This window comes from Plantibacter sp. 2H11-2, assembly GCF_050031945.1.
In the GTDB taxonomy this organism is placed as follows: Bacteria; Actinomycetota; Actinomycetes; order Actinomycetales; family Microbacteriaceae; genus Plantibacter; species Plantibacter auratus.
The window spans coordinates 225,448-244,739 of the sequence record NZ_JBNBBL010000005.1; the positions used below are offsets into that span (position 1 = coordinate 225,448).

The window sequence follows — 19,292 nt, forward strand, 5'->3', positions numbered from 1 at the left end:
GCTCCCGGACCCTGAGCCTGTCGAAGGGCGCTTCAGTTGGCCGGGGAGTCGACGATCGGCTTCGAGGGCGGGGTGTCGCCCTCGAGCACAGCCTCGTCCACGGCGGTGGTCGAGTGTTCCGTCCGCGGAGCGATCCGGAACAACGGGATCGTGTAGCCGCAGATCGGGCCGATGAGCACGGCGAAGACCACCGTTCCGATGCCGACGTTCCCGCCGAGTAGCCACCCGATGCCGAGGACCACGAGCTCCACACCCGTGCGCCCGACCCAGATCGGCCACCCGGTGACGCGGTGGATGCCGGTCATGAGGCCGTCTCGCGGGCCGGGGCCGAAGTTGCCGCCGATGTAGAGGCCCGAGGCGACGCCGAGGAGGAGCAGTCCGCCGGCGAACAGCAGGATGCGCGCCCACAGGTCGAGGTCCGCGGGGATGAACGCCAGCCCGATGTCGGCCGAGGGCCCCACGAGGAGGACGTTCAGGACGGTACCGACGCCCGGCCGCTGCTTGAGCGGGATCCAGGCGAGGAGCACGAGCCCGCCGACGATGATCGTGATGAGTCCGAAGCTCAGGCCGGTCCGCAGGTTGAGTCCCTGGGTGAGGACGTCCCACGGGGCGACGCCGACCGCACCGCGCACGATCATCGCAATGGCGATGCCGTAGAGGAAAAGGCCGATGAGGAGTTGGAGCACACGACGGGTCATGGTGGACAATCCAATTGCACGATTGGCTTTGGCGCTAGAGGCCAATCTGGGTATCGTGGTTCAATGGCTTCCATCACCCTGAGTGCCCGATCGCTCGCCGCCCTGCTCGGGCAGTGGAAGACCGCTGCGCCCGCATACCGCGGTCTCGCCGACCGCATCCGACTCCTCGTCCTCGACGGACGCATCCCGGTCGGCACCCGTCTGCCGGCCGAGCGGGAACTGGCCGATCGGCTCGCGCTGAGCCGCACCACGGTCACCGCGGCGTACCGCGAACTGCGCGAGGCCGGCTACCTCCGCAGCATCCGCGGTTCGGGCAGTGTCACCCTCCTGCCGTCGGCGCCCACTGCGCTGGCTCCCGTGCCACAGGGCGGGTTCCTCGACTTCAGCAAGGCGGCCGTCCCGCCGTGCCCCGAGATCATCGACGCCGTGGCCACCGCCGCCGCAGAACTGCCGCGGTACATGCACGACTTCGACTACGACCTCGTCGGCATGCCCGAGCTGCGGCAGGCCATCGCCGACCGCTACACCGCGCGCGGGCTGCCCACCGACCCCGACGAGATCATGGTGACCGTGGGGGCCCAACACGCGATCGCCCTCATCGCGCGCACCCTGCTCAGCCGAGGTGACCGCGTCCTCGTCGAGATGCCGAGCTATCCCCACGCCTATGAGGCGCTCCGGGCGGCCGGGGCCAGGCTCGGCGCCGCGACCGTCTCCTCGGAGACCGGCTGGGACGTCCGCGAACTCGAGCAGTGGTTCGAGCGCACGAGCCCCGCGATGGCGTACCTCATGCCGGACTTCCACAACCCGACCGGGGCGTCGATGCCGCTCGAGACCCGCCGACGGGTCGCCGCAGCCGCCGAGCGGCACGGGACGGTGCTCGTGATCGACGAGACCACGGCCGAGCTCGACATCGACCGGCCGACGGACGAGGGCCTCGACGGCACCCCGTTCGCCGCACTCCAGGGCGCGCCGGCGTCGATCATCACGATCGGCTCGGTGGGCAAGACGATCTGGGGAGGCCTCCGCATCGGGTGGATCCGGGCCGAGCGCGGCACGATCAGGAAGCTCGTCTCGGCACGCTCGCTGGGCGACCTCGGCACGCCGATCCTCGACCAGCTGACCGTCCAGCAATTGATGCCGGCGATGGACGGCATCGTCGCCCGGCGCGGTGTCGCGCTCGGCGAGACCCGCGACCGGCTCGTCGACCTCCTGGCCGACCGCCTTCCCGAGTGGACCGTGCCGCGGGTCGACGGTGGGATCGCCACCTGGGTGAACCTCGGCGAGGCCGCGTCATCGCAGCTCTCGCTCGCGGCTCGCAGCCACGGGCTCGTGATCGTCGCCGGGCCACGGTTCGGGATCGACGGGGCGTTCGAGCGCTACCTTCGCATCCCGATCAGCTATCCGTGGGCCCAGACCGAGCAGGCGGTCGAGCTGCTGACGCAGACCTGGCACTCCGCGATGTTCGGGCACGTGCCGGCTCTGGACTACCTCGAAGACGTCGTCTGACCTCGTCGCCGACGAGCGTGACACCGCTCCACACGCAGTGCTCGAGCGTGCCGTGTCCAGCCTCCGCGCGAGACCGCCGTCGGACGGGTGTGCGGTGACATAATTACAGCGTCCGCACCTCTCGCAACAACCGAAAGCGGCTCCGTGCACCTGCTCTCCGTCCTCAGCATGAAGAACCGCGCGTTGATCGCGCTCGTCACCATCGTGGCCGCCGTGTTCGGCGTCCTGGCGGTGGGCGGCCTCAAGCAGGAGCTCATCCCGTCGGTCCAGTTCCCGCAGCTCGCGATCGTCACGAGCTACCCGGGTGCGGCACCCGAGGTCGTCAACGACGACGTCTCGACCCCGATCGAGACCGCGATCCAGGGCGTGCCCGGTATCGAGTCCACCTCGGCGACGTCGAGCACGAACTCGAGCCTCATCAGCGCGACCTTCACCTACGGCACGGACCTCGCCACCGCCGAGCAGAAGATCACCCAGGCGATCAACCGCATCAAGTCGACCCTGCCCGACACCGTCGACCCGCAGGTGGTCAGCGGCAGCATCGACGACCTCCCGGTCATCCAGATCGCCGTATCCGGCGCGGCCGACCAGGACTCCCTGGCCGAGGTGCTCTCGAGCTCCGTGGTCCCCGACATCAAGGACGTCGACGGCGTCCGCGACGCGGCGATCGTCGGCGAGGTGGGCAAACGGGTCACGATCACCCCCGACGACGCCAAACTGGCCCTCGCGGGGCAGACCAGCCGGGTCATCGGGACGACGCTGCAGCAGAACGGCTCCCTGCAGCCCGCGGGCGACATCACCGAAGGCGACAAGACGTTCTCCGTGCAGACTGGCACCAAGCTCACCTCGGTCGACGACATCGCCGCCCTGCCGATCACGGGCGCCTTCGCCGCCGACGGCTCCGTCCTGACCATCGGCGACGTCGCGACGGTCGCCCTGAGCGACGACCCGATCACGTCGATCTCGCGCGTCGACGGCGAGCCGGCGCTCACCATCGCCGTCACGAAACTGCCCGCGGCGAACACCGTCGAGGTCTCGCAGGGCGTGCGCGACATCCTTCCCGAGCTCGAGCGGACCATCGGCTCCGACGCCAAGCTCACCGTCGTCTTCGATCAGGCGCCCTACATCGAGCAGTCCATCGAGGCACTGACGACGGAAGGCCTGCTCGGCCTCGTCTTCGCGGTGCTGATCATCCTCGTGTTCCTCCTCGACGTCCGGGCCACGCTGGTGACGGCGATCTCCATCCCGACGTCCGTGCTCATCACCTTCATCGGTCTCCAGGTCGCCGAGTACTCGCTCAACATCCTCACGCTGGGCGCGCTGACGATCGCCATCGGGCGCGTGGTCGACGACTCGATCGTGGTCATCGAGAACATCAAGCGACACCTCTCGTTCGGCGACAACCGCACGGGTGCACAGCGCGCCGGGTCGATCCTGAGCGCCGTCCAGGAGGTCGCGGGCGCGATCACCGCCTCGACCATCACCACGGTGGCCGTGTTCCTGCCCATCGCGTTCGTCGGCGACGTCACCGGAGAACTCTTCCGACCCTTCGCCCTCACCGTCACGATCGCGCTGCTCGCGTCGCTCCTCGTCGCGCTCACCATCGTGCCCGTGCTCGCCTACTGGTTCCTCCGCGCCCCGAAGGCCCAGCGCCTCGCAGCCGCAGCCGCAGCGGAGGAAGCGCCCTCCGACGCGACGAGCGGACCGGTCCGGAGCCGACGCGAGCGCCGGGTCAGCGTGCAGGACGAAGACGACCTCGAGAAGCCGTCACGGCTCCAGAAGGCCTACCTCCCGATCATCCACTGGACCCTCAAGCACTCGGTCACCACCCTGCTGCTCTCGGTGCTCGTGCTCGTCGGCACCTTCGCGCTGACGCCGTTCATGAAGACCAACTTCCTCGGTGACTCCGGCCAGAACACCCTCACGGTCACGCAGACCCTGCCGGTCGGCACGAGCCTCGACGCCCAGGACGCGGCGGCGAAGCAGGTCGAGACGAAGCTGCGCGACATCGACGGCATCGACACCGTCCAGCTCTCGATCGGGTCGAGCGGAAGCTCGTTGCGCGACGCGTTCTCGGGCGGCGGTGGCGGAGCCATCACCTACTCGATCACGACGAGCGAAGACGCCGACCAGACGGCACTCCAGAAGACGGTCCGCAAGGACCTGTCCGGGCTCGACGACGTCGGCGAGATCGAGGTCGCCGCGTCCGCGGGCTTCGGCGGGTCGAGCGACATCGAGATCGACATCACCTCCGCACGGCAGAGCGATCTAGCGAAGGCCGCCGACGCTATCAAGCAGGCCGTCACCGGCCTCGACGGCATCGACCAGGTCACGAGCAACCTCAGCGAATCGCGGCCCTACGTCCAGGTGGCCGTCGACCGCGACGCCGCCGCCGCAGCAGGGTTCAGCGAGGTCGCGCTCGGTGCGTACGTCTCGCAGCTCATGCAGCCGACGACGGTGGGATCCATCGTCATCGACGACACCACGCTCACCATCTACGTCGACGCCCAGGACCCGCCGACCACCGTCGACGCCCTCGCGGCGACGGAGGTCCCGACGGCCACCGGCCCGAGACGCCTCGACACCCTCGCGACGGTCTCGCAGGTCGACGGACCCGCGACGATCTCGACCGTCAAGGGGCTGCGCTCAGCCACGATCAGCGCGACTCCGGGCAGCGACAACCTCGGTACCGCCAGCGCCGAGGTGCAGACGGCGATCGACGACGTCAAGCTGCCCGCCGGCACCACGGCGACCCTCGGGGGTGTCACGGCATCGCAGAGCGACGCGTTCGGACAGCTGGGCCTCGCGCTCCTCGCCGCGATCCTCATCGTCTACGTCATCATGGTCGCGACCTTCCGTTCGCTGCGGCAGCCGCTCCTGCTGCTGGTGTCGGTACCGTTCGCCGCGACCGGCGCGATCGGGCTCCAGATCATCACCGGCGTGCCGCTCGGCGTACCGTCGCTCATCGGCGTGCTGATGCTCATCGGTATCGTCGTGACGAACGCGATCGTGCTTGTCGACCTCGTGAACCAGTACCGGCGCCGCGGCATGACGGTGATCGAGGCCGTCGAGCACGGTGCCGCACGCCGGCTCCGTCCGATCCTCATGACGGCGCTCGCGACGATCTTCGCCCTCACCCCGATGGCACTCGGCATCACCGGACACGGTGGTTTCATCTCGCAGCCGCTCGCGATCGTCGTCATCGGCGGGCTCGTCTCCTCGACCATCCTGACGCTCGTCGTGCTCCCCACCCTCTACAACCTCGTCGAGGGGTTCCGCGAACGTCGCGAGCAGCGGCGGGCTGCAGCCGAGCCGAAGCCGACGGCGCGCACGGTCGCCGCGATCGAGGGGCCGCGGGCCGCGACTGTCCCCGCGGAGGAGCCGGTCCTCGTCGGCGCCGGTGGCGGAAGCGCTGCAACCGCGCCGAGCGTGCCTGACGCATCCGTTCCGTCGGCCTCGGCGGACGTGGCTCCGGTGGACGCGGCTCCAGATGGCGCCACTCCCGCTGACGCGGAACCGGCGGATGCCGCACCCGAGCCGCCGGTCGTTGCGCCGACTGAGCCGGCGGCGGATCGACCGATGACGCGCCCGGCTGCGCACGAAGCCCACGAGGTGCACGGGGCGCATGTGGCGACGGGTGACGAGCTGCCGCGCACCGAGGCGATCACCCTTCCCGACGCGGTCTCCGAAGGCCCTGCGGACGAGGTCGCTCATTCCGGCGAGCACGCAGCCCCTGCGGTGCAGCCTGAGCCGGAAGCGACGGCTGAGCCGGTCGCCGAGCCCGAGCCGATCCTGGAGACGGAGCCGGCCGGAGAGGCTGAGGCGGCGGAGAAGTCCGAGCTCCCTGCTGACTCCAGCCCGACGAGCGACACCCAGCCGACGCCTGACGCTGAGCCGAAGCCCGATGCCGACCCGGCACCCGGGACTGAGCCGTCTTCGGGCACCGAACGGCCGAAGCGCCGCCGCGCGCAGTGGCCGTGATCGACCACCTCCCGCTCGGTCGATGAGCTGAGGTTCGAGCCCCTCGACACGAAGCCCTCGGGAACGCCGTCACCGGCGCCCGAGGGCTTCGTCGTGTGACGCCCGATTCAGCGGAGATCGCCGACCGCGCCGGTGACCGCCCGCACAACCTCGCCCGACTGCACCAGCGCGGCGACCGCCTCGATCTCGGGGGAGAGGAACCGGTCGGGTCCGGGACCCGTGACCTGCTCACGCACCCGGCGGAGCACCGCCCCGGTGCCGACGGCCGGCTCGAGCGGGCTGCGCAGGTCGAGGCCACGGGCCGCCGTCATGACCTCGATCGCCAGCACGCGGCCGAGACCGTCGATCGCCCGACGGAGCTTCCGCGCCGCCGCCCAGCCCATCGAGACGTGGTCCTCCTGCATCGCGGAGGACGGGATCGAGTCGACGGACGCCGGGTGCGCCAGCCGTTTCAGTTCACTCACGATGCCGGCCGCCGTGTACTGGGCGATCATGAGGCCCGAGTCGACACCCACCTCGTGCGCGAGGAACGGCGGGAGGCCGTTGCTCCGGCTCCGGTCCAGGAAGCGGTCGGTGCGGCGCTCCGACATGGACGCGACATCGGCGACGGCGATCGCGAGGAAGTCGAGCACGTAGGCGACCGGGGCGCCGTGGAAGTTCCCGTTCGACTCGACCCGCCCGTCCGGCGTGAGCACCGGGTTGTCGACGGCACTCGCGAGCTCCCGCTCGGCGACCATCGCGGCGTGGTCGACGGTGTCCCTGGCTGCACCGTGCACTTGCGGGGCGCAGCGCAGTGAGTAGGCGTCCTGCACCCGGGTGCATTCAGGGCCCCGGTGGCTCGCGACGATCGGGGAGCCCTCCAGCAGTAACCGCAGGTTCGCGGCGCTCTCGGCCTGACCCGCCTGCGGGCGCAGGGCCTGCAGGTCTGCGGCGAACACGGCGTCCGTGCCGAGCAGGCCCTCGACGCTCATCGCCGCGGCGACGTCGGCGGTGCGCAAGAGCATCCGCAGATCGTCCACGGCGAGCGCGAGCATCCCCAGCATGCCATCGGTGCCGTTGATGAGGGCGAGCCCCTCCTTCTCGGCGAGCTGTACCGGCTGGAGGCCGGCGTCCGCGAGCGCCTCCGCAGCGGAGCGCGTGCGCCCGGACGCATCGGTCACCTCGCCCTCGCCCATCACCGCCAGCGCGCAGTGCGCGAGGGGTGCGAGGTCGCCGGAGCAGCCGAGCGACCCGTACTCGCGCACGACCGGGGTGATGTCGGCGTTCAGCATCGCCGCGTAGGCGCGGACCGTCTCCACCCGCACCCCGGTGCGGCCCGTCATGAGCGTCGAGAGGCGCAGCGTCATGAGGGAACGCACGACCTCCCGCTCGACGACCTCGCCGCTGCCGGCGGCGTGCGAGCGGACGAGACTCGCCTGCAGCTGCGCGCGGCGCGTCGGCTCGATGAACGTGGTCGCGAGCGCACCGAACCCGGTCGAGATCCCGTAGTGGGGCTCGGGGTCGGAGGCGAGCGCCTCGATGATCCGACGTGATGCGGCGACACCGTCGAGGGCCGCGCCGTCGAGGTCGATCCGTGCGCCGTGCCGGGCGACGGCGACGACCTCGTCGATCGACAGCGGCCCGGCGCCGAGGGAGACCGAGGTCGGGCCGGCGGGTTCGGAATACGAGCGACCGGAGGTCGTCGGGTCGCTGGTGGTCGGGATCGCGCCGGGCTGGATGTCCATGTTCCGATGGAACACCCGGGCGCCCACCGCGGCGGTGCGCGTAGAGTCGTCCGTGTCTGGGATGACAGACATGGACGACCAGGCGGCCGTGTCCGAGCCGCGGAGACGAGGTCAACGGTGAGTCAGGTCCCGGCAGCCGACGCCACCCTGCGCGTGCTGAGCCATCTCGCCGGCGCCCGCGGCCCGCTTCCGGCCGCGGCGATCGCCTCGGCACTCGACCTGCCGAGATCGACGGTCTACCACCTCCTCAGCGTGCTGCAGGAACACGGCTTCGTGGTCCACCTGCCCGAAGCCCGTCGCTACGGGCTCGGGGTCGCCGCCTTCGAACTCTCCGGCGGGTACGCGCGCCAGGAGCCGCTCAGCATGCTCGGGCGCCCGTTGCTCGCCGAGCTGGTCGACCGGGTGGGCGAGAGCGCGCATCTCGCCGTGCTGCACGGCCGGGACGTGCTCTACATCGTCGACGAGCGGGCACCGCGTCGGCCGCACCTCGTCACCGACGTCGGTGTGCGCCTCCCGGCTCACCTGACCGCCAGCGGCTGCGCGATCCTCGCCGCGCTCCCGGCCGGCCAGCTGCGCGCCCTGTTCCCCGACCAGGCGGCGTTCGTCGACCGCACCGGCCACGGGCCGAAGCGGTACCGCGAACTCCGCCAGGTCCTCGCCCAGACGACGCAGGACGGGTATGCGCGCGAGGCCGGCGGGGTGACGCTCGGTCTCGCGAGTGTCGGGGTGGTCGTCCGTGACCACACGGGGTGGCCGGCGGCGGCGATCGCGGTCACTTACGACGCCGATGCCGGGCTCGACCCGGCGTGGTTGGCCCGCGAGATCCACCCGGCGGCGGCCGAGCTGTCGCGGCGGATCCGGGGTCGCTGAGCGCTCGGCGGAGCGGGCGGGCGGTGCGGCGGCTCCGGAACCGTGGTCAGGCGACCGAGCGCAGGATGAGCTCGAGCAGTGCGGTCGCATACGCGTCGGGCGCCGTCGCGGCGCTGAACCGTCGCAGTTCGCCGCCGAGCTCGACCACGACGGTGTACGCCTCGGCGTCGCCCAACGACAGGAGGACGTCGAGTTCGTCGTCGAGGGTCGGCTCACCGTCGGTCGGCGCAGCCGGGGAGACCGCGCGTTCGAGCGACCGGAACGAGCCGCGCAGCAGAGCGCGCAGCTGGTGCTCCGACGGCAGCCAGAGCGTCTCCTCCTGGTCGACGGAGTCCAACGCCCACTCGGTCGTGCCGTTGAAGCCGAAGCTGCGGCCACCCGGGTGCTCGTGCACCTCGACGGTCATCTCGCTCACCGTGAACACGTCGCCGGCGAGCTCGCCGCCGTCGATGGTGAAGCGGTCGCCGGGTTCGGGGGTCCAGCGCAGGCCGGCGGTGCGGAGCGCTCGGGCGAGGTCAGCGGAGATCATCAGTCCAGTATCGCCGACCACCGTGCGATGCGGCTGGCAACCCCTCGATTCGGACGGAACCCTGTGCGAGGGTGGATGAACTCTTCGAAGGGTCCGATGATGCCCGCACCTGATGATGGCCTGTCCGGTCGGTTCCCTGCGCGCGGCCGCGTGACCACACGACGGTTCGAGGGTGCGACCGGGATGCAGGAGGCGTCGGGCGCACTGCGATTCGTGGAGGTGGACCCCGATCGGTTCTCGATGACCGTGGACTCGATCACGCTCGGCGAGTACGTCCTCCATCGCAACACGGTCGGGTCCGGGACCTTCGACGTCGTCGCCGACGCCTACGGGCTCGATGAACCGGTCGCGACGATCGTGATGCTCATCGAGGGTGCGGCCAGCCTGGTCCACGGACGACAGCAACTCGACCTGCTCCCCGGGACCGGAACGCTCACGGAGGGCGCCGAGACGTATCGGACGACGATCCACGACCACGCGACCTATCTGTACGTGTTCGTGCCGATGCGTGCGCTTCGCCGCCTCGGCATCGCCCCGACGAGCGCCCTCGGCCCCTTGGCGCCGTCGCCCCTGTTGCGGGGGAGCGCCGCGTTCCTCGTGGAGGTCATCTCCGCGTTCGAACCGATCGGCGGCGCCGCACAGCTCAGACTCTGCCGCGTGATCGACACGATGCTCGCGACGCTCTACGCGGAGAACGACCTCTTCCGGGCCGAGGGTGAGGCCGGCCGGGTTCCGCTCCGGCTCCGGATCATCGAGCACATCGCCGCGTCCTTCGCCGAGCGGGAGCTGCGACCGGAGACGCTGGCGCGTCGCTTCAACATGTCGACCAGGTCCCTGCAACGGGTGTTCGAAGGCTCGGGCACGAGCGCCGCCGGCGAGATCGCCGAGCGGCGGGTGCAGCTCGCGCTCGCCCTCCTCTCGGACCCCGACCACCGGGGCCTGTCGATCGCCGAGGTCGCGGCCCGCTGCGGCTACCACTCGCAGGCGCACCTCCGTCGAGCGGTCGTCGCGCATACCGGTCTCAGCCCGAGCCAGTTCCGAGAGCAGACCAAGGCGGAGGACGTCTGAGGTCGCAGCGCCGTCCGAGTGCGCCGGATCAGCCTGCGGTGCGCCCGGTTCGTCGCGGAGCCGTCAACCAGGGCCGCAGCAGCCTCGTCACGAGTGGCAGGAGCCAGTAGGTCATGATCGGCGTCAGGATGAGCGTCGAGATGAGCACATGGAGGAACACGCCGAGCGGTTCCCAACCGGGCACGAGCGCCGTGACGAGGAGGGTGAAGACGAGGTTGAGCGGGAAGAAGCCCAACCAGATGCTCACCGCCTGCTTCCAGCGCGGCGGTGCCGGTGGGATCGGATCCGGGTCGCCGGAGAGCTCGGCCTCCTCGACGCGGAGGATGCCGTCGGGTGCGTCGAACCACCCTTCGATCCCGCTGCGCCGTTCGACGCGGGACTGCTCCATGAACTCGCGGCCGCTCGAGAGCCACCAGGCGCGTTCCTTCGACTCCTCCCAGTCGGTGAGCGTCTGTTCGTCCGCGAAGCGGTAGAGCATGTACCAGACGTCGCTCTCGGCGCCGGCGCGCACCCAGCCGGAGCCGAGGAAGCCGGGGTATCGGTTCGCCAGGTTGATGCCCGCCTGGACCCAGATGGTGGCCTCGGAGATCGACGCCGGGTTGACGCGTCGCTCGATCGAGACGGTGATGGGATCGTGTTCCATGCGCCCAGTAGACCGCACTCGTGTTTCGATCTCGTGTCCCGCTGTGGCCCCCGTAGAGTCGAGGCATGGCGACTCCTGACTTCGTACTGGCCCTCCGCGAGCGGATCGGGCACGCGCCCCTCTGGTTGACGGGGGTGACCGCCGTCGTCCTGCGCGGTCTCGGGACGCCCGAGGCGGAGGTCCTGCTCGTCCGGCGACAGGACAACGGGGCGTGGACGCCGGTCACCGGCATCATCGACCCGGGCGAGGAGCCCGCGGTCGCGGCGGAGCGCGAGGTCCTCGAGGAGGCGGCCGTGGTCGCCGTCGCCGAGCGTCTCGCCCAGGTGCAGGTGCTCCCGCAGAACGTCTACGACAACGGCGACGTCACGCAGTACATCGACCTCGTGTTCCGATGCCGCTACGAGTCGGGCGAGCCGTATCCGGCTGACGGCGAGAACTCCGAGGCGCGGTGGTTCCCGCTCGATGCCCTGCCCGAGCAGGTCTCGCAGAACTTCCGCACCCGGATAGCGCTCGCCGCCTCCGACGAGCGCGAGGCCCGCTTCACCCGCTGACGTCCCTCCACCTGCCCGCGAACTGTCACTTGAGGCTAGTTCCGGGGCCCGTGACTAGCGTTTGGTGACAGTTCGCGGGCTGGAGGGGGTGGCTGCGGCGATGGCGTCGGCGGCTCGGACGAGGGTGAGGTGCGAGAGCGCCTGCGGAGTGTTGCCGACCTGTCGAGCCTGCTGCACGTCGTACTCCTCGGACAGCAGGCCGAGGTCGTTGCGGAAGGACAGCAGCCGGTCCATCAGCTCGCGGGCGTCGTCGAGTCGGCCCGAGGCCGCGTACTGCTGCACGAGCCAGAACGAGCACGCGAGGAACGGGTGCTCGTCGCCCGGCAGACCGTCGACCCCGCTCGTCGTGCGGTAGCGCAGGAGCAGACCGTCCTGGAGGAGGTCCTCCTCGATCGCGGCCACCGTCGCGAGCATGCGCGGGTCGTCGGGCGCCACGTAGCCGATCTGCGCGAGGACGAGCAGCGACGCGTCGACCTCGGTCGTCCCGGCATGCTGGACGTAGCACCCGCGTGCATGGTCGACGTTCTCGCGCTCGATCGTCTCGCGGAGGGTCTCGCGCAGGGCCTCCCAACGTTCGACGGGCCCGTCCATGCCGTGCTCGCGAACCGCTCGGACGCCGCGGTCGAGCGCCGCCCAGATCATGGCGCGCGAGTGGGTGAAGTGCTGCTCGTCGCCCCGCACCTCCCAGATGCCGCGGTCGGGGCGGTTCCAGTGCTCCTCGAGGACGCCGAGCAGCGCGCGCTGGAGGCTCCACGAGAAGTCGTCGTCCGCGAGACCGACCGAGCGCGCCTCGTCGAGGGCGATCATCACAGACCCGAAGACGTCGCCCTGGTACTGCGTGTAGGCGCCGTTGCCGACGCGCACGGGGGCGGCACCGAGGTAGCCGGGGAGGCTGTCGAGCTCCTCCTCCACGAGGTGGCGTTCGCCGGCGAGGCCGTACATGATCTGCAGGTCGTTCGGGTCACCGGCTATCGCCCGGAGGAGCCACCTGCGCCAGTCGTGCGCCTCCTCGGTGAAGCCGTGCTGCATGAGGGCTTCGAGGGTCAGCGAGGCGTCGCGCAACCAGACGTAGCGGTAGTCCCAGTTCCGGACGCCCCCGAACGACTCCGGCAGGCTCGTGGTCGCGGCGGCGACGATGCCCCCGGTGTCCTCGTGCGTGAGGGCGCGGAGGACGAGTAGCGACCGCACGACCGCCTCCTCGTACTCGTCGGCGGGATCGCAGCGGGACGCCCAGTCGCGCCACCAGGCGATCGTGTGGTCGATGCGCGGGCCGACGTCGACCGGGTCCGGCACCTCGCGGTGCGAGGGGTACCAGGTGAGGGTGAGGTCGACGGTGTCGCCCGCGGAGACCTCGACGGTCGCCGAGTGGGCGTGATCGGACGCCGTCAGGTGCACGCCCCGGACCACGACGGCGTCGGGGCCGGCGACGGCGACGATCCCGGATCCGTCCGGGAGCTGCCGCACCCACGGGATCGCGTCGGCGTACCCGAAGCGGAGGCGAACCTCGACGTCGACCGCGACGGTGCCGCTGAGCCCCTCGATCCGGCGGACCACATCCGCCCGGCGGTCGCCGTGGGGCATGAGGTCGGTCACACGCACCTGGCCGTCGGGGGTCGTCCAGACGGTCTCGAGGACGAAGGTGTCGTCGAGGTAGGCGCGGCTCGCCGTCGCCCGAGCATCGGCAGGCCGGACCGTCCAGCATCCGTGGTCCTCGGTGCCGAGCAGCGCACCGAACATCGACGGCGAGTCGAACCGGGGGAGGCACAGCCAGTCGATGCTGCCCTCCGACGAGACGAGCGCGGCGGTGTGGCAATCACCGATGAGGGCGTAATCCTCGATGGGGCTGGGCATGCACCCATGCTGCCACGCCGCCGCGCGCCTGCCTGGGAGTGATGCTCCGTGACTTCTCAGGGTGGATCGGGTAACGTAGGTGAGTCGGCTCTAGACACCGCGTTTGTACCGCGGAGGGTTATGTCAGTCTGGTGGGCCGGTTTCGTCGGAGAGAACTCCGCGAACACACACATGATGTGGACGGCCCCGGCCAGTGATCGCCCGGGTATGAGCATGCCGCAGCGCAGCCGAGGTTTCGGATGGCGCTGTGTGAGTCATGCAGGTTGTTCATGCGAACGAGTTATAACCCGGAAAGCATTTCTCCATGCCCAAGAACAACACCCCCGCCGGCAAACGCCCGGCCAAGAACTTCGACCCCAAGTCCAAGTACGGCGAGAACAAGCGGCCCTTCGGTTCGCGTCCCGGCGCGAAGTCCGGCAGCAAGAGCGAAGGCCACCGCGGCTACCGTCCCGACGCCGGTGGAGCGCCGCAGAAGTCTCGTTGGAACGCAGACGAGCGTGCCGAGCGCGCCGCCCGCTTCGAGTCGGAGGAGCGCGGCGACCGCGCACCCCGCGGCGACCGCAACGAGCGTCCTGCCTACAACCGTGGTGGCGACCGCAATGAGCGTCCCGCGTACAACCGTGGTGGCGACCGCAACGAGCGTCCCACGTACAACCGTGGTGGCGACCGCAACGAGCGCCCCGCCTACAACCGTGGTGAGCGGACTGAGCGTCCTTCGTACGGCGACCGCAACGAGCGTCCTGCGTACAACCGCGGTGGCGACCGGAACGAGCGTCCTGCGTACAACCGTGGTGAGCGGTCCGAGCGTCCGTCGTACGGTGACCGCAATGAGCGCCCGTCGTACAACCGCGGCGGCGACCGGAACGAGCGTCCTGCGTACAACCGCGGTGAGCGGTCCGAGCGTCCGTCCTACGGCGACCGGAACGAGCGGCCGTCGTACAACCGCGGCGAGCGGACCGAGCGTCCCTCCTACGGTGACCGGAACGAGCGTCCTGCCTACAACCGTGGTGAGCGGTCCGAGCGTCCCTCGTACGGTGACCGGAACGACCGTCCCGCGTACAACCGTGGTGGCGACCGCAACGAGCGTCCGGCCTACAACCGGGGTGAGCGCACGGAGCGTCCCTCCTACGGCGACCGCACCGAGCGTCCCGCGTACAACCGTGGCGAGCGGACCGAGCGTCCGTCCTACGGTGACCGCCCGGCCCGTCAGGGTGACCCGCGTCAGGCGAACCGCACCGACCGCCCCGCGCGTTCGTACGACGACCGTCCCAAGCGTTCCTTCGAGGACCGCCCCGCGCGTTCGTACGACGACCGCCCCAAGCGGTCCTTCGACGACCGCCCCAAGCGGTCCTTCGACGACCGCGGCGCGTCCGACGCCGGCCGTGGCAGCGACTACTACCCGAAGCGCGACGCCGGCTCCTACACGCCCCAGGACGACGTGGTGCTCGAGCGCCTCGAGGCCGACGCGATCCAGGCCGGCGACGTCGAGGGTGTGACCTTCGAGAGCCTCGGCCTCGGCGGCAACATCGTCCGTGCCCTCGCCGAGCTCGGCGCCGACAGCCCGTTCCCGATCCAGGCGGCGACCATCCCGGACGTCATCGCGGGCCGCGACGTACTCGGCCGTGGCCGCACCGGCTCCGGGAAGACCATCGCCTTCGGTGCCCCGCTCGTCGAGAAGCTCATGGAGAACGGTGGCGGCAAGAACCGCAAGCCGGGTCGCAAGCCCCGCGCCCTCATCCTCGCCCCGACGCGTGAGCTCGCCCTGCAGATCGACCGCACCGTGCAGCCCATCGCGCGCGCCGTCGGCCTCTTCACCACGCAGATCTACGGCGGTGTCCCGCAGGGTCGCCAGGTCGGCGCACTGCAGCGCGGCGTCGACATCATCGTCGGTACGCCCGGTCGCATCGAGGACCTCATCGAGCAGGGTCGCCTCGACCTCTCGCAGGTCACGGTGACCGTCCTCGACGAGGCCGACCACATGTGCGACCTCGGCTTCCTCGAGCCCGTGCAGCGCATCCTGCGTCGCACCGCGCCCGACGGCCAGAAGCTCCTCTTCTCCGCCACCCTCGACAAGGGTGTCGCAGCCCTCGTCAACGAGTTCCTCCCGAACCCGTCGGTGCACGAGGTCGCCGGTGAGGACCAGGCGTCCTCCACGATCGACCACCGCGTGCTGGTGGTGGAGCACAAGGGCAAGGACCGCCTCATCGAGGAGCTCGTCAACCGCACCGAGAAGACCCTCGTGTTCGCCCGCACCCGGGCGTACGCCGAGCGTCTCGCGGAGCAGCTCGGCATGGCGGGTATCCCCGCCGTCTCGCTCCACGGCGACCTCAACCAGGCGCGCCGCACGCGCAACCTGGAGAAGCTCACCTCGGGTCGGGTCAACGTGCTCGTCGCCACCGACGTCGCCGCCCGCGGCATCCACGTCGACGACATCACGCTCGTCGTGCAGGCCGACGCCCCGGACGAGTACAAGACGTACCTGCACCGTGCCGGCCGCACCGGCCGTGCCGGCAAGATCGGTCGCGTCGTCACGATCATCCCCAAGGCCCGTCGCCGCCGGATGACCGAACTGCTCGACCGCGCTGAGATCGAGGCCGCGTTCGACGACGCCGCCCCCGGCGACCAGCTCGTCGAGGACATCGCCACCGCGTAGTCCGCACCGCATCAGGAACGCCCGCCGAGCTCACGCTCGGCGGGCGTTCTCGCGTGTCAGGGGGTGAGGGCCGCGCGTTCGTCGTCGCGCGGCGCGAGGACGACGGCATCGTCGACCCCGTCGAAGGTCCGGACCGGGCGCGTGGCGTCCCAACGCTGCCAGCCCGGGTCGCCCGCCTTCGCGAACGCGACCCACGCGTCGTGCATCGCGGTCGCGAGCGACTGCGGCGCCGAGGGGCCCGCCATCCGGACGGCCTCCGGCGAGTCGAGGTGGTCGAACACGAAGCCGATCTCCATCGCGTGGGCGGCTCCGAGGGCACCGTGCCCGTCCTCGCCGACGGGGCTGCGCCAAGCGAACTCGTACACCCACGTGTCCGCACCCGCGGCTGCACGCGCGTCGGCGACCCGGTTGAGTGGCACGCGCAACAGGACGTCCGTCGCCATCGCACCGAGGATCTCCCCGGTCGAGGCCTTCGGACGGTTCCGTCGGAAGGTGCGGACCGTCGCCGCGGGGATCCCGAGCTTGAGGCGTGCCGCGAGCAGATGGACGCGTTTGATCGTCGGGAGGAGTCCCGTCGGAACGAACCACAGTCGGTACTCCTCCGTCGTGCTGCCGATGAGGACGGGGATGCCGGCCGCCCGTCCGGCGAGCAACGCGTCGAACGGACTGTCCGGTACGAGTGGTGCGGCTGTCGCGACCGCGAAGCCGGCGCCGCCGTTCAGCGGGTTGCCGCCCGCCATGGCCCGCTCCTGCGCGGCCACGAGCCCCTCCGGTGGAACACGTCGGAAGCCTGCTCGGGTGGTGGCGACCCCCAGATCCTTCGCCATGAGCTTCGAGATGCGGCCCGCCCGCTCGCGCGTCTGCGCCTCCAGCGGCCCGCTCTGGATGATCGCCCGCCGCATCACGGCTGGAGCGTCCGGGTGGGTGAGGAGCGTCGCCACCGAGGCGCCGCCCGCGGACTCGCCGAACACGGTGACGTTGTCGGGGTCGCCGCCGAACCGGGCGATCTCGTCCTGGACCCAGGTCAGGGCCGCCAGTTGGTCGGCGATGCCGAGGTTCAGCGGGACGTCGTCGAGCACCGAGAACCCCTCGGACCCGAGACGGTAGTTGACGGAGACGAGGACGACGCCGTCGCGAGCGAATGCGGTGCCGTCGTAGGCGTCGAGCGCGTTGGAGCCGTGGACGAACGAGCCACCGTGGATCCAGACCATCACCGGGCGCAGGGCGGTCGACGGCTCGGTCGGTGTCCACACGTTGACGTTGAGGATCTCGTTCCCCGGCACGGTCACCGTGGAGAGGAGGTCGCCGACCGCGCCGGCATACGGGGCCTGCGGTGCGGTGGCGCCGGGCCGGGTCGCGTCGCGCGGCTCGTCCCAGGGGTCGACCGGCTGGGGGAGGCGGAACCGGTCGTCGCCGAACGGCGCCGCCGCATACGGGATGCCGAGGAAGCTGGAGACACCGCCCGCACTGCGTCCGGTGACCGGGCCGCTGCCGGTGTCGACGGTGATCGGCGTGGGCTGGTCGTCCGACCGGGTGTCGTCGTCGGCCGGTTCCAGCCCAGGGTCGATGCTCATACGCGTCCGTTCGTCGATGCTCGGGTGACCAACTGTATCGACGGCGGTCGTACGCGTGCCTGTGCATCGGACGGGAGACGGCTGCGGAAGACTGGAACGATGCAGATCCGTCCGTTCACCCCAGCCGACACCGACGCCGTCATCGCCCTCTGGCACACCGTGGGGCTCACACGACCGTGGAACGACCCGGCGAAAGACATCGAGCGCAAGTCGACGACGCAGCCCGAGCTGTTCCTCGTCGCGGTGGATGCCGATGGCGCCCTCATCGGCACGGCGATGGTGGGGTACGACGGCCACCGCGGATGGGTGCACTACCTGGCCGTGTCACCGGCGCAGCAGGGTGGTGGACTCGGTCGGGGGCTCATGGCCGAGGCCGAGTGCCTGCTCATCGGACTCGGGTGCCCGAAGATCAACCTCATGGTCCGGACGGGCAACGACCGCGTGATCGGGTTCTACGAGGCGCTCGGGTACGGCACCGACGAGGTCGCGCTGCTCAGCAAGCGGCTCATCCCCGACGCCTGAGGCTCCGGGTCAGAAGAGGGTCGGCTGGACCTGTAGGCCGGTCGTGACGAACTCCGGGACGCGCTTCCGCAGCTCGGCCCGCTCGCCGTACCCGTCGCGCAACATGCCGAGCGCCGACGAGCGGACACCCCCGGTGGCCGGGTCCTCGGTGCCGCGCTCGAGCCCGTGGTCGCGGATCATCGGGCGGATGCGCGCGGCCAGCCACTTCCGGTACTCCTTCGGGGCGTAGGCGCCGTCGGCGTACATCGAGGTATACCGCTCGACGAGCTCGGGGTGCTCCCGCGACAGCCACTGCATGAACCAGGGTTTGACGCCGGCCTTCAGGTACAGGGTCGAGAAGAGGACGGTGCTCGCGCCGGCCTCGCGGATGCGCGACAGGGCGAGGTCGAGGTGGTCGACGGTGTCGGTCAGGTAGGGGAGGATCGGCATCATGAAGACCCCGACGTCGAAGCCGAGGTCGGCAGCGGCGCGGACGGTCGCGAGTCTGGCCGCCGCCGTCGGGGTGCCGGGCTCGATCGACTGCTGCAGCTCGTCGTCGTAGATGGCGATCGACATGGCGAGGTCGACCGGCACGCGCTCAGCGACCTCGGCCAGGAGGGGTAGGTCGCGCCGGAGCAGCGTGCCCTTCGTCAGGATCGAGAACGGGGTTCCCGAGTCGGCGAGGGCCTTGATGATCCCCGGCATGAGGCGGTACTTGCCCTCGGCGCGCTGGTACGGGTCGGTGTTCGTGCCGAGTGCCACCGGGTGCCTGCCCCAGCTCGCCTTCGCGAGCTCCTTCTCGAGGACCTCGGCGACGTTCACCTTGACGATGAGCTGCGAGTCGAAGTCCTTCCCGGCATCGAGGTCCAGGTACGAATGCGTCGGTCGGGCGAAGCAGTACACGCAGGCATGGGAGCAGCCCCGATAGGGGTTGATGGTCCACCCGAACGGCATCACGGACTGGCCGGGCACGCGGTTGAGTGCGGACTTCGCGAGCACCTCGTGGAAGGTGATCCCGGCGAACTCGGGCGTCTGGACGCTGCGCACGAGGTTGTTCAGCTTCGCGAGGCCCGGCAGCGCCGACGTCGTCTCAACCCCGAGTTCCTGTCCGCTCCACCGCATGCCTCCATTAGAACATACGTT

At 70.5% G+C, this 19,292-nt stretch carries 14 protein-coding genes; 7 read left to right on the top strand and 7 right to left on the bottom strand.

The window, feature by feature from the left end:
* Positions 1-32 precede the first annotated feature (32 nt).
* Positions 33-698, bottom strand: coding sequence for a YczE/YyaS/YitT family protein (locus ACQG07_RS12220; protein ID WP_064294226.1), 666 nt, complete (start codon positions 696-698; stop codon positions 33-35).
* Positions 699-761: 63 nt separating this feature from the next.
* Here ACQG07_RS12220 and ACQG07_RS12225 point away from each other — a divergent pair, with 63 nt between their 5' ends.
* Together ACQG07_RS12225 and ACQG07_RS12230 are read left to right on the top strand one after the other, a co-directional pair.
* On the top strand, positions 762-2,204 hold the full coding sequence (locus ACQG07_RS12225; RefSeq protein ID WP_159877738.1) for a PLP-dependent aminotransferase family protein: 1,443 nt from the start codon (positions 762-764) through the stop codon (positions 2,202-2,204).
* 144 nt (positions 2,205-2,348) lie between these two features.
* Positions 2,349-6,185, top strand: coding sequence for an efflux RND transporter permease subunit (locus ACQG07_RS12230; RefSeq protein WP_426738421.1), 3,837 nt, complete (start codon positions 2,349-2,351; stop codon positions 6,183-6,185).
* Between the two features lie 107 nt (positions 6,186-6,292).
* Here ACQG07_RS12230 and hutH read toward each other — a convergent pair whose 3' ends face one another.
* Positions 6,293-7,909, bottom strand: coding sequence for a histidine ammonia-lyase (gene hutH, locus ACQG07_RS12235; RefSeq protein ID WP_426738422.1), 1,617 nt, complete (start codon positions 7,907-7,909; stop codon positions 6,293-6,295).
* Between the two features lie 117 nt (positions 7,910-8,026).
* Between hutH and ACQG07_RS12240 the strand changes: the two genes are divergently transcribed.
* The gene (locus ACQG07_RS12240; protein ID WP_079705092.1) at positions 8,027-8,779 is read left to right on the top strand and encodes an IclR family transcriptional regulator; all 753 of its coding nucleotides are present in this window, start codon (positions 8,027-8,029) and stop codon (positions 8,777-8,779) included.
* A gap of 46 nt (positions 8,780-8,825) precedes the next feature.
* On the opposite strand, the gene ACQG07_RS12245 is transcribed toward ACQG07_RS12240, so the two are convergent.
* A complete protein-coding gene (locus tag ACQG07_RS12245; RefSeq protein WP_064294230.1) occupies positions 8,826-9,308 on the bottom strand; it encodes a hypothetical protein in 483 nt (160 codons plus the stop codon).
* 99 nt (positions 9,309-9,407) lie between these two features.
* Here ACQG07_RS12245 and ACQG07_RS12250 point away from each other — a divergent pair, with 99 nt between their 5' ends.
* Complete coding sequence (locus ACQG07_RS12250; RefSeq protein WP_426738423.1) at positions 9,408-10,376, top strand: AraC family transcriptional regulator; 969 nt, start codon at positions 9,408-9,410, stop codon at positions 10,374-10,376.
* A 28-nt stretch (positions 10,377-10,404) separates the two neighbouring features.
* Here the strand turns inward: ACQG07_RS12250 and ACQG07_RS12255 are convergent, their stop codons facing one another.
* The gene (locus ACQG07_RS12255) at positions 10,405-11,019 is read right to left on the bottom strand and encodes an antibiotic biosynthesis monooxygenase (protein ID WP_274499406.1); all 615 of its coding nucleotides are present in this window, start codon (positions 11,017-11,019) and stop codon (positions 10,405-10,407) included.
* 65 nt (positions 11,020-11,084) lie between these two features.
* On the opposite strand from ACQG07_RS12255, the gene ACQG07_RS12260 reads away from it, so the two are divergent.
* Positions 11,085-11,570, top strand: a complete 486-nt coding sequence (locus ACQG07_RS12260; protein ID WP_124768689.1) for an NUDIX hydrolase — start codon at positions 11,085-11,087, stop codon at positions 11,568-11,570.
* A gap of 54 nt (positions 11,571-11,624) precedes the next feature.
* On the opposite strand, the gene ACQG07_RS12265 is transcribed toward ACQG07_RS12260, so the two are convergent.
* A complete protein-coding gene (locus ACQG07_RS12265; protein WP_256386834.1) occupies positions 11,625-13,481 on the bottom strand; it encodes a glycoside hydrolase family 15 protein in 1,857 nt (618 codons plus the stop codon).
* A 244-nt stretch (positions 13,482-13,725) separates the two neighbouring features.
* Between ACQG07_RS12265 and ACQG07_RS12270 the strand changes: the two genes are divergently transcribed.
* The gene (locus tag ACQG07_RS12270) at positions 13,726-16,074 is read left to right on the top strand and encodes a DEAD/DEAH box helicase (RefSeq protein WP_426738424.1); all 2,349 of its coding nucleotides are present in this window, start codon (positions 13,726-13,728) and stop codon (positions 16,072-16,074) included.
* 56 nt (positions 16,075-16,130) lie between these two features.
* Here ACQG07_RS12270 and ACQG07_RS12275 read toward each other — a convergent pair whose 3' ends face one another.
* Complete coding sequence (locus ACQG07_RS12275; RefSeq protein WP_426738425.1) at positions 16,131-17,648, bottom strand: carboxylesterase/lipase family protein; 1,518 nt, start codon at positions 17,646-17,648, stop codon at positions 16,131-16,133.
* 99 nt (positions 17,649-17,747) lie between these two features.
* Here ACQG07_RS12275 and ACQG07_RS12280 point away from each other — a divergent pair, with 99 nt between their 5' ends.
* Positions 17,748-18,170: a GNAT family acetyltransferase gene (locus ACQG07_RS12280; protein WP_426738426.1), complete on the top strand. Its 423-nt coding sequence runs from the start codon at positions 17,748-17,750 to the stop codon at positions 18,168-18,170.
* A 9-nt stretch (positions 18,171-18,179) separates the two neighbouring features.
* Here ACQG07_RS12280 and ACQG07_RS12285 read toward each other — a convergent pair whose 3' ends face one another.
* Positions 18,180-19,271, bottom strand: coding sequence for an Rv2578c family radical SAM protein (locus ACQG07_RS12285; protein ID WP_426738427.1), 1,092 nt, complete (start codon positions 19,269-19,271; stop codon positions 18,180-18,182).
* Between the last annotated feature and the right edge of the window lie 21 nt (positions 19,272-19,292).

What these genes read in the sequence shown, in the direction of transcription:
- ACQG07_RS12220 (WP_064294226.1), bottom strand. Translation starts at nt 698, where the DNA reads ATGACCCGTCGTGTGCTCCAACTCCTCATCGGCCTTTTCCTCTACGGC.
- ACQG07_RS12225 (WP_159877738.1), top strand. Translation starts at nt 762, where the DNA reads ATGGCTTCCATCACCCTGAGTGCCCGATCGCTCGCCGCCCTGCTCGGG.
- hutH (WP_426738422.1), bottom strand. Translation starts at nt 7,909, where the DNA reads ATGGACATCCAGCCCGGCGCGATCCCGACCACCAGCGACCCGACGACC.
- ACQG07_RS12245 (WP_064294230.1), bottom strand. Translation starts at nt 9,308, where the DNA reads ATGATCTCCGCTGACCTCGCCCGAGCGCTCCGCACCGCCGGCCTGCGC.
- ACQG07_RS12250 (WP_426738423.1), top strand. Translation starts at nt 9,408, where the DNA reads ATGCCCGCACCTGATGATGGCCTGTCCGGTCGGTTCCCTGCGCGCGGC.
- ACQG07_RS12255 (WP_274499406.1), bottom strand. Translation starts at nt 11,019, where the DNA reads ATGGAACACGATCCCATCACCGTCTCGATCGAGCGACGCGTCAACCCG.
- ACQG07_RS12260 (WP_124768689.1), top strand. Translation starts at nt 11,085, where the DNA reads ATGGCGACTCCTGACTTCGTACTGGCCCTCCGCGAGCGGATCGGGCAC.
- ACQG07_RS12270 (WP_426738424.1), top strand. Translation starts at nt 13,726, where the DNA reads ATGCCCAAGAACAACACCCCCGCCGGCAAACGCCCGGCCAAGAACTTC.
- ACQG07_RS12275 (WP_426738425.1), bottom strand. Translation starts at nt 17,648, where the DNA reads ATGAGCATCGACCCTGGGCTGGAACCGGCCGACGACGACACCCGGTCG.
- ACQG07_RS12280 (WP_426738426.1), top strand. Translation starts at nt 17,748, where the DNA reads ATGCAGATCCGTCCGTTCACCCCAGCCGACACCGACGCCGTCATCGCC.
- ACQG07_RS12285 (WP_426738427.1), bottom strand. Translation starts at nt 19,271, where the DNA reads ATGCGGTGGAGCGGACAGGAACTCGGGGTTGAGACGACGTCGGCGCTG.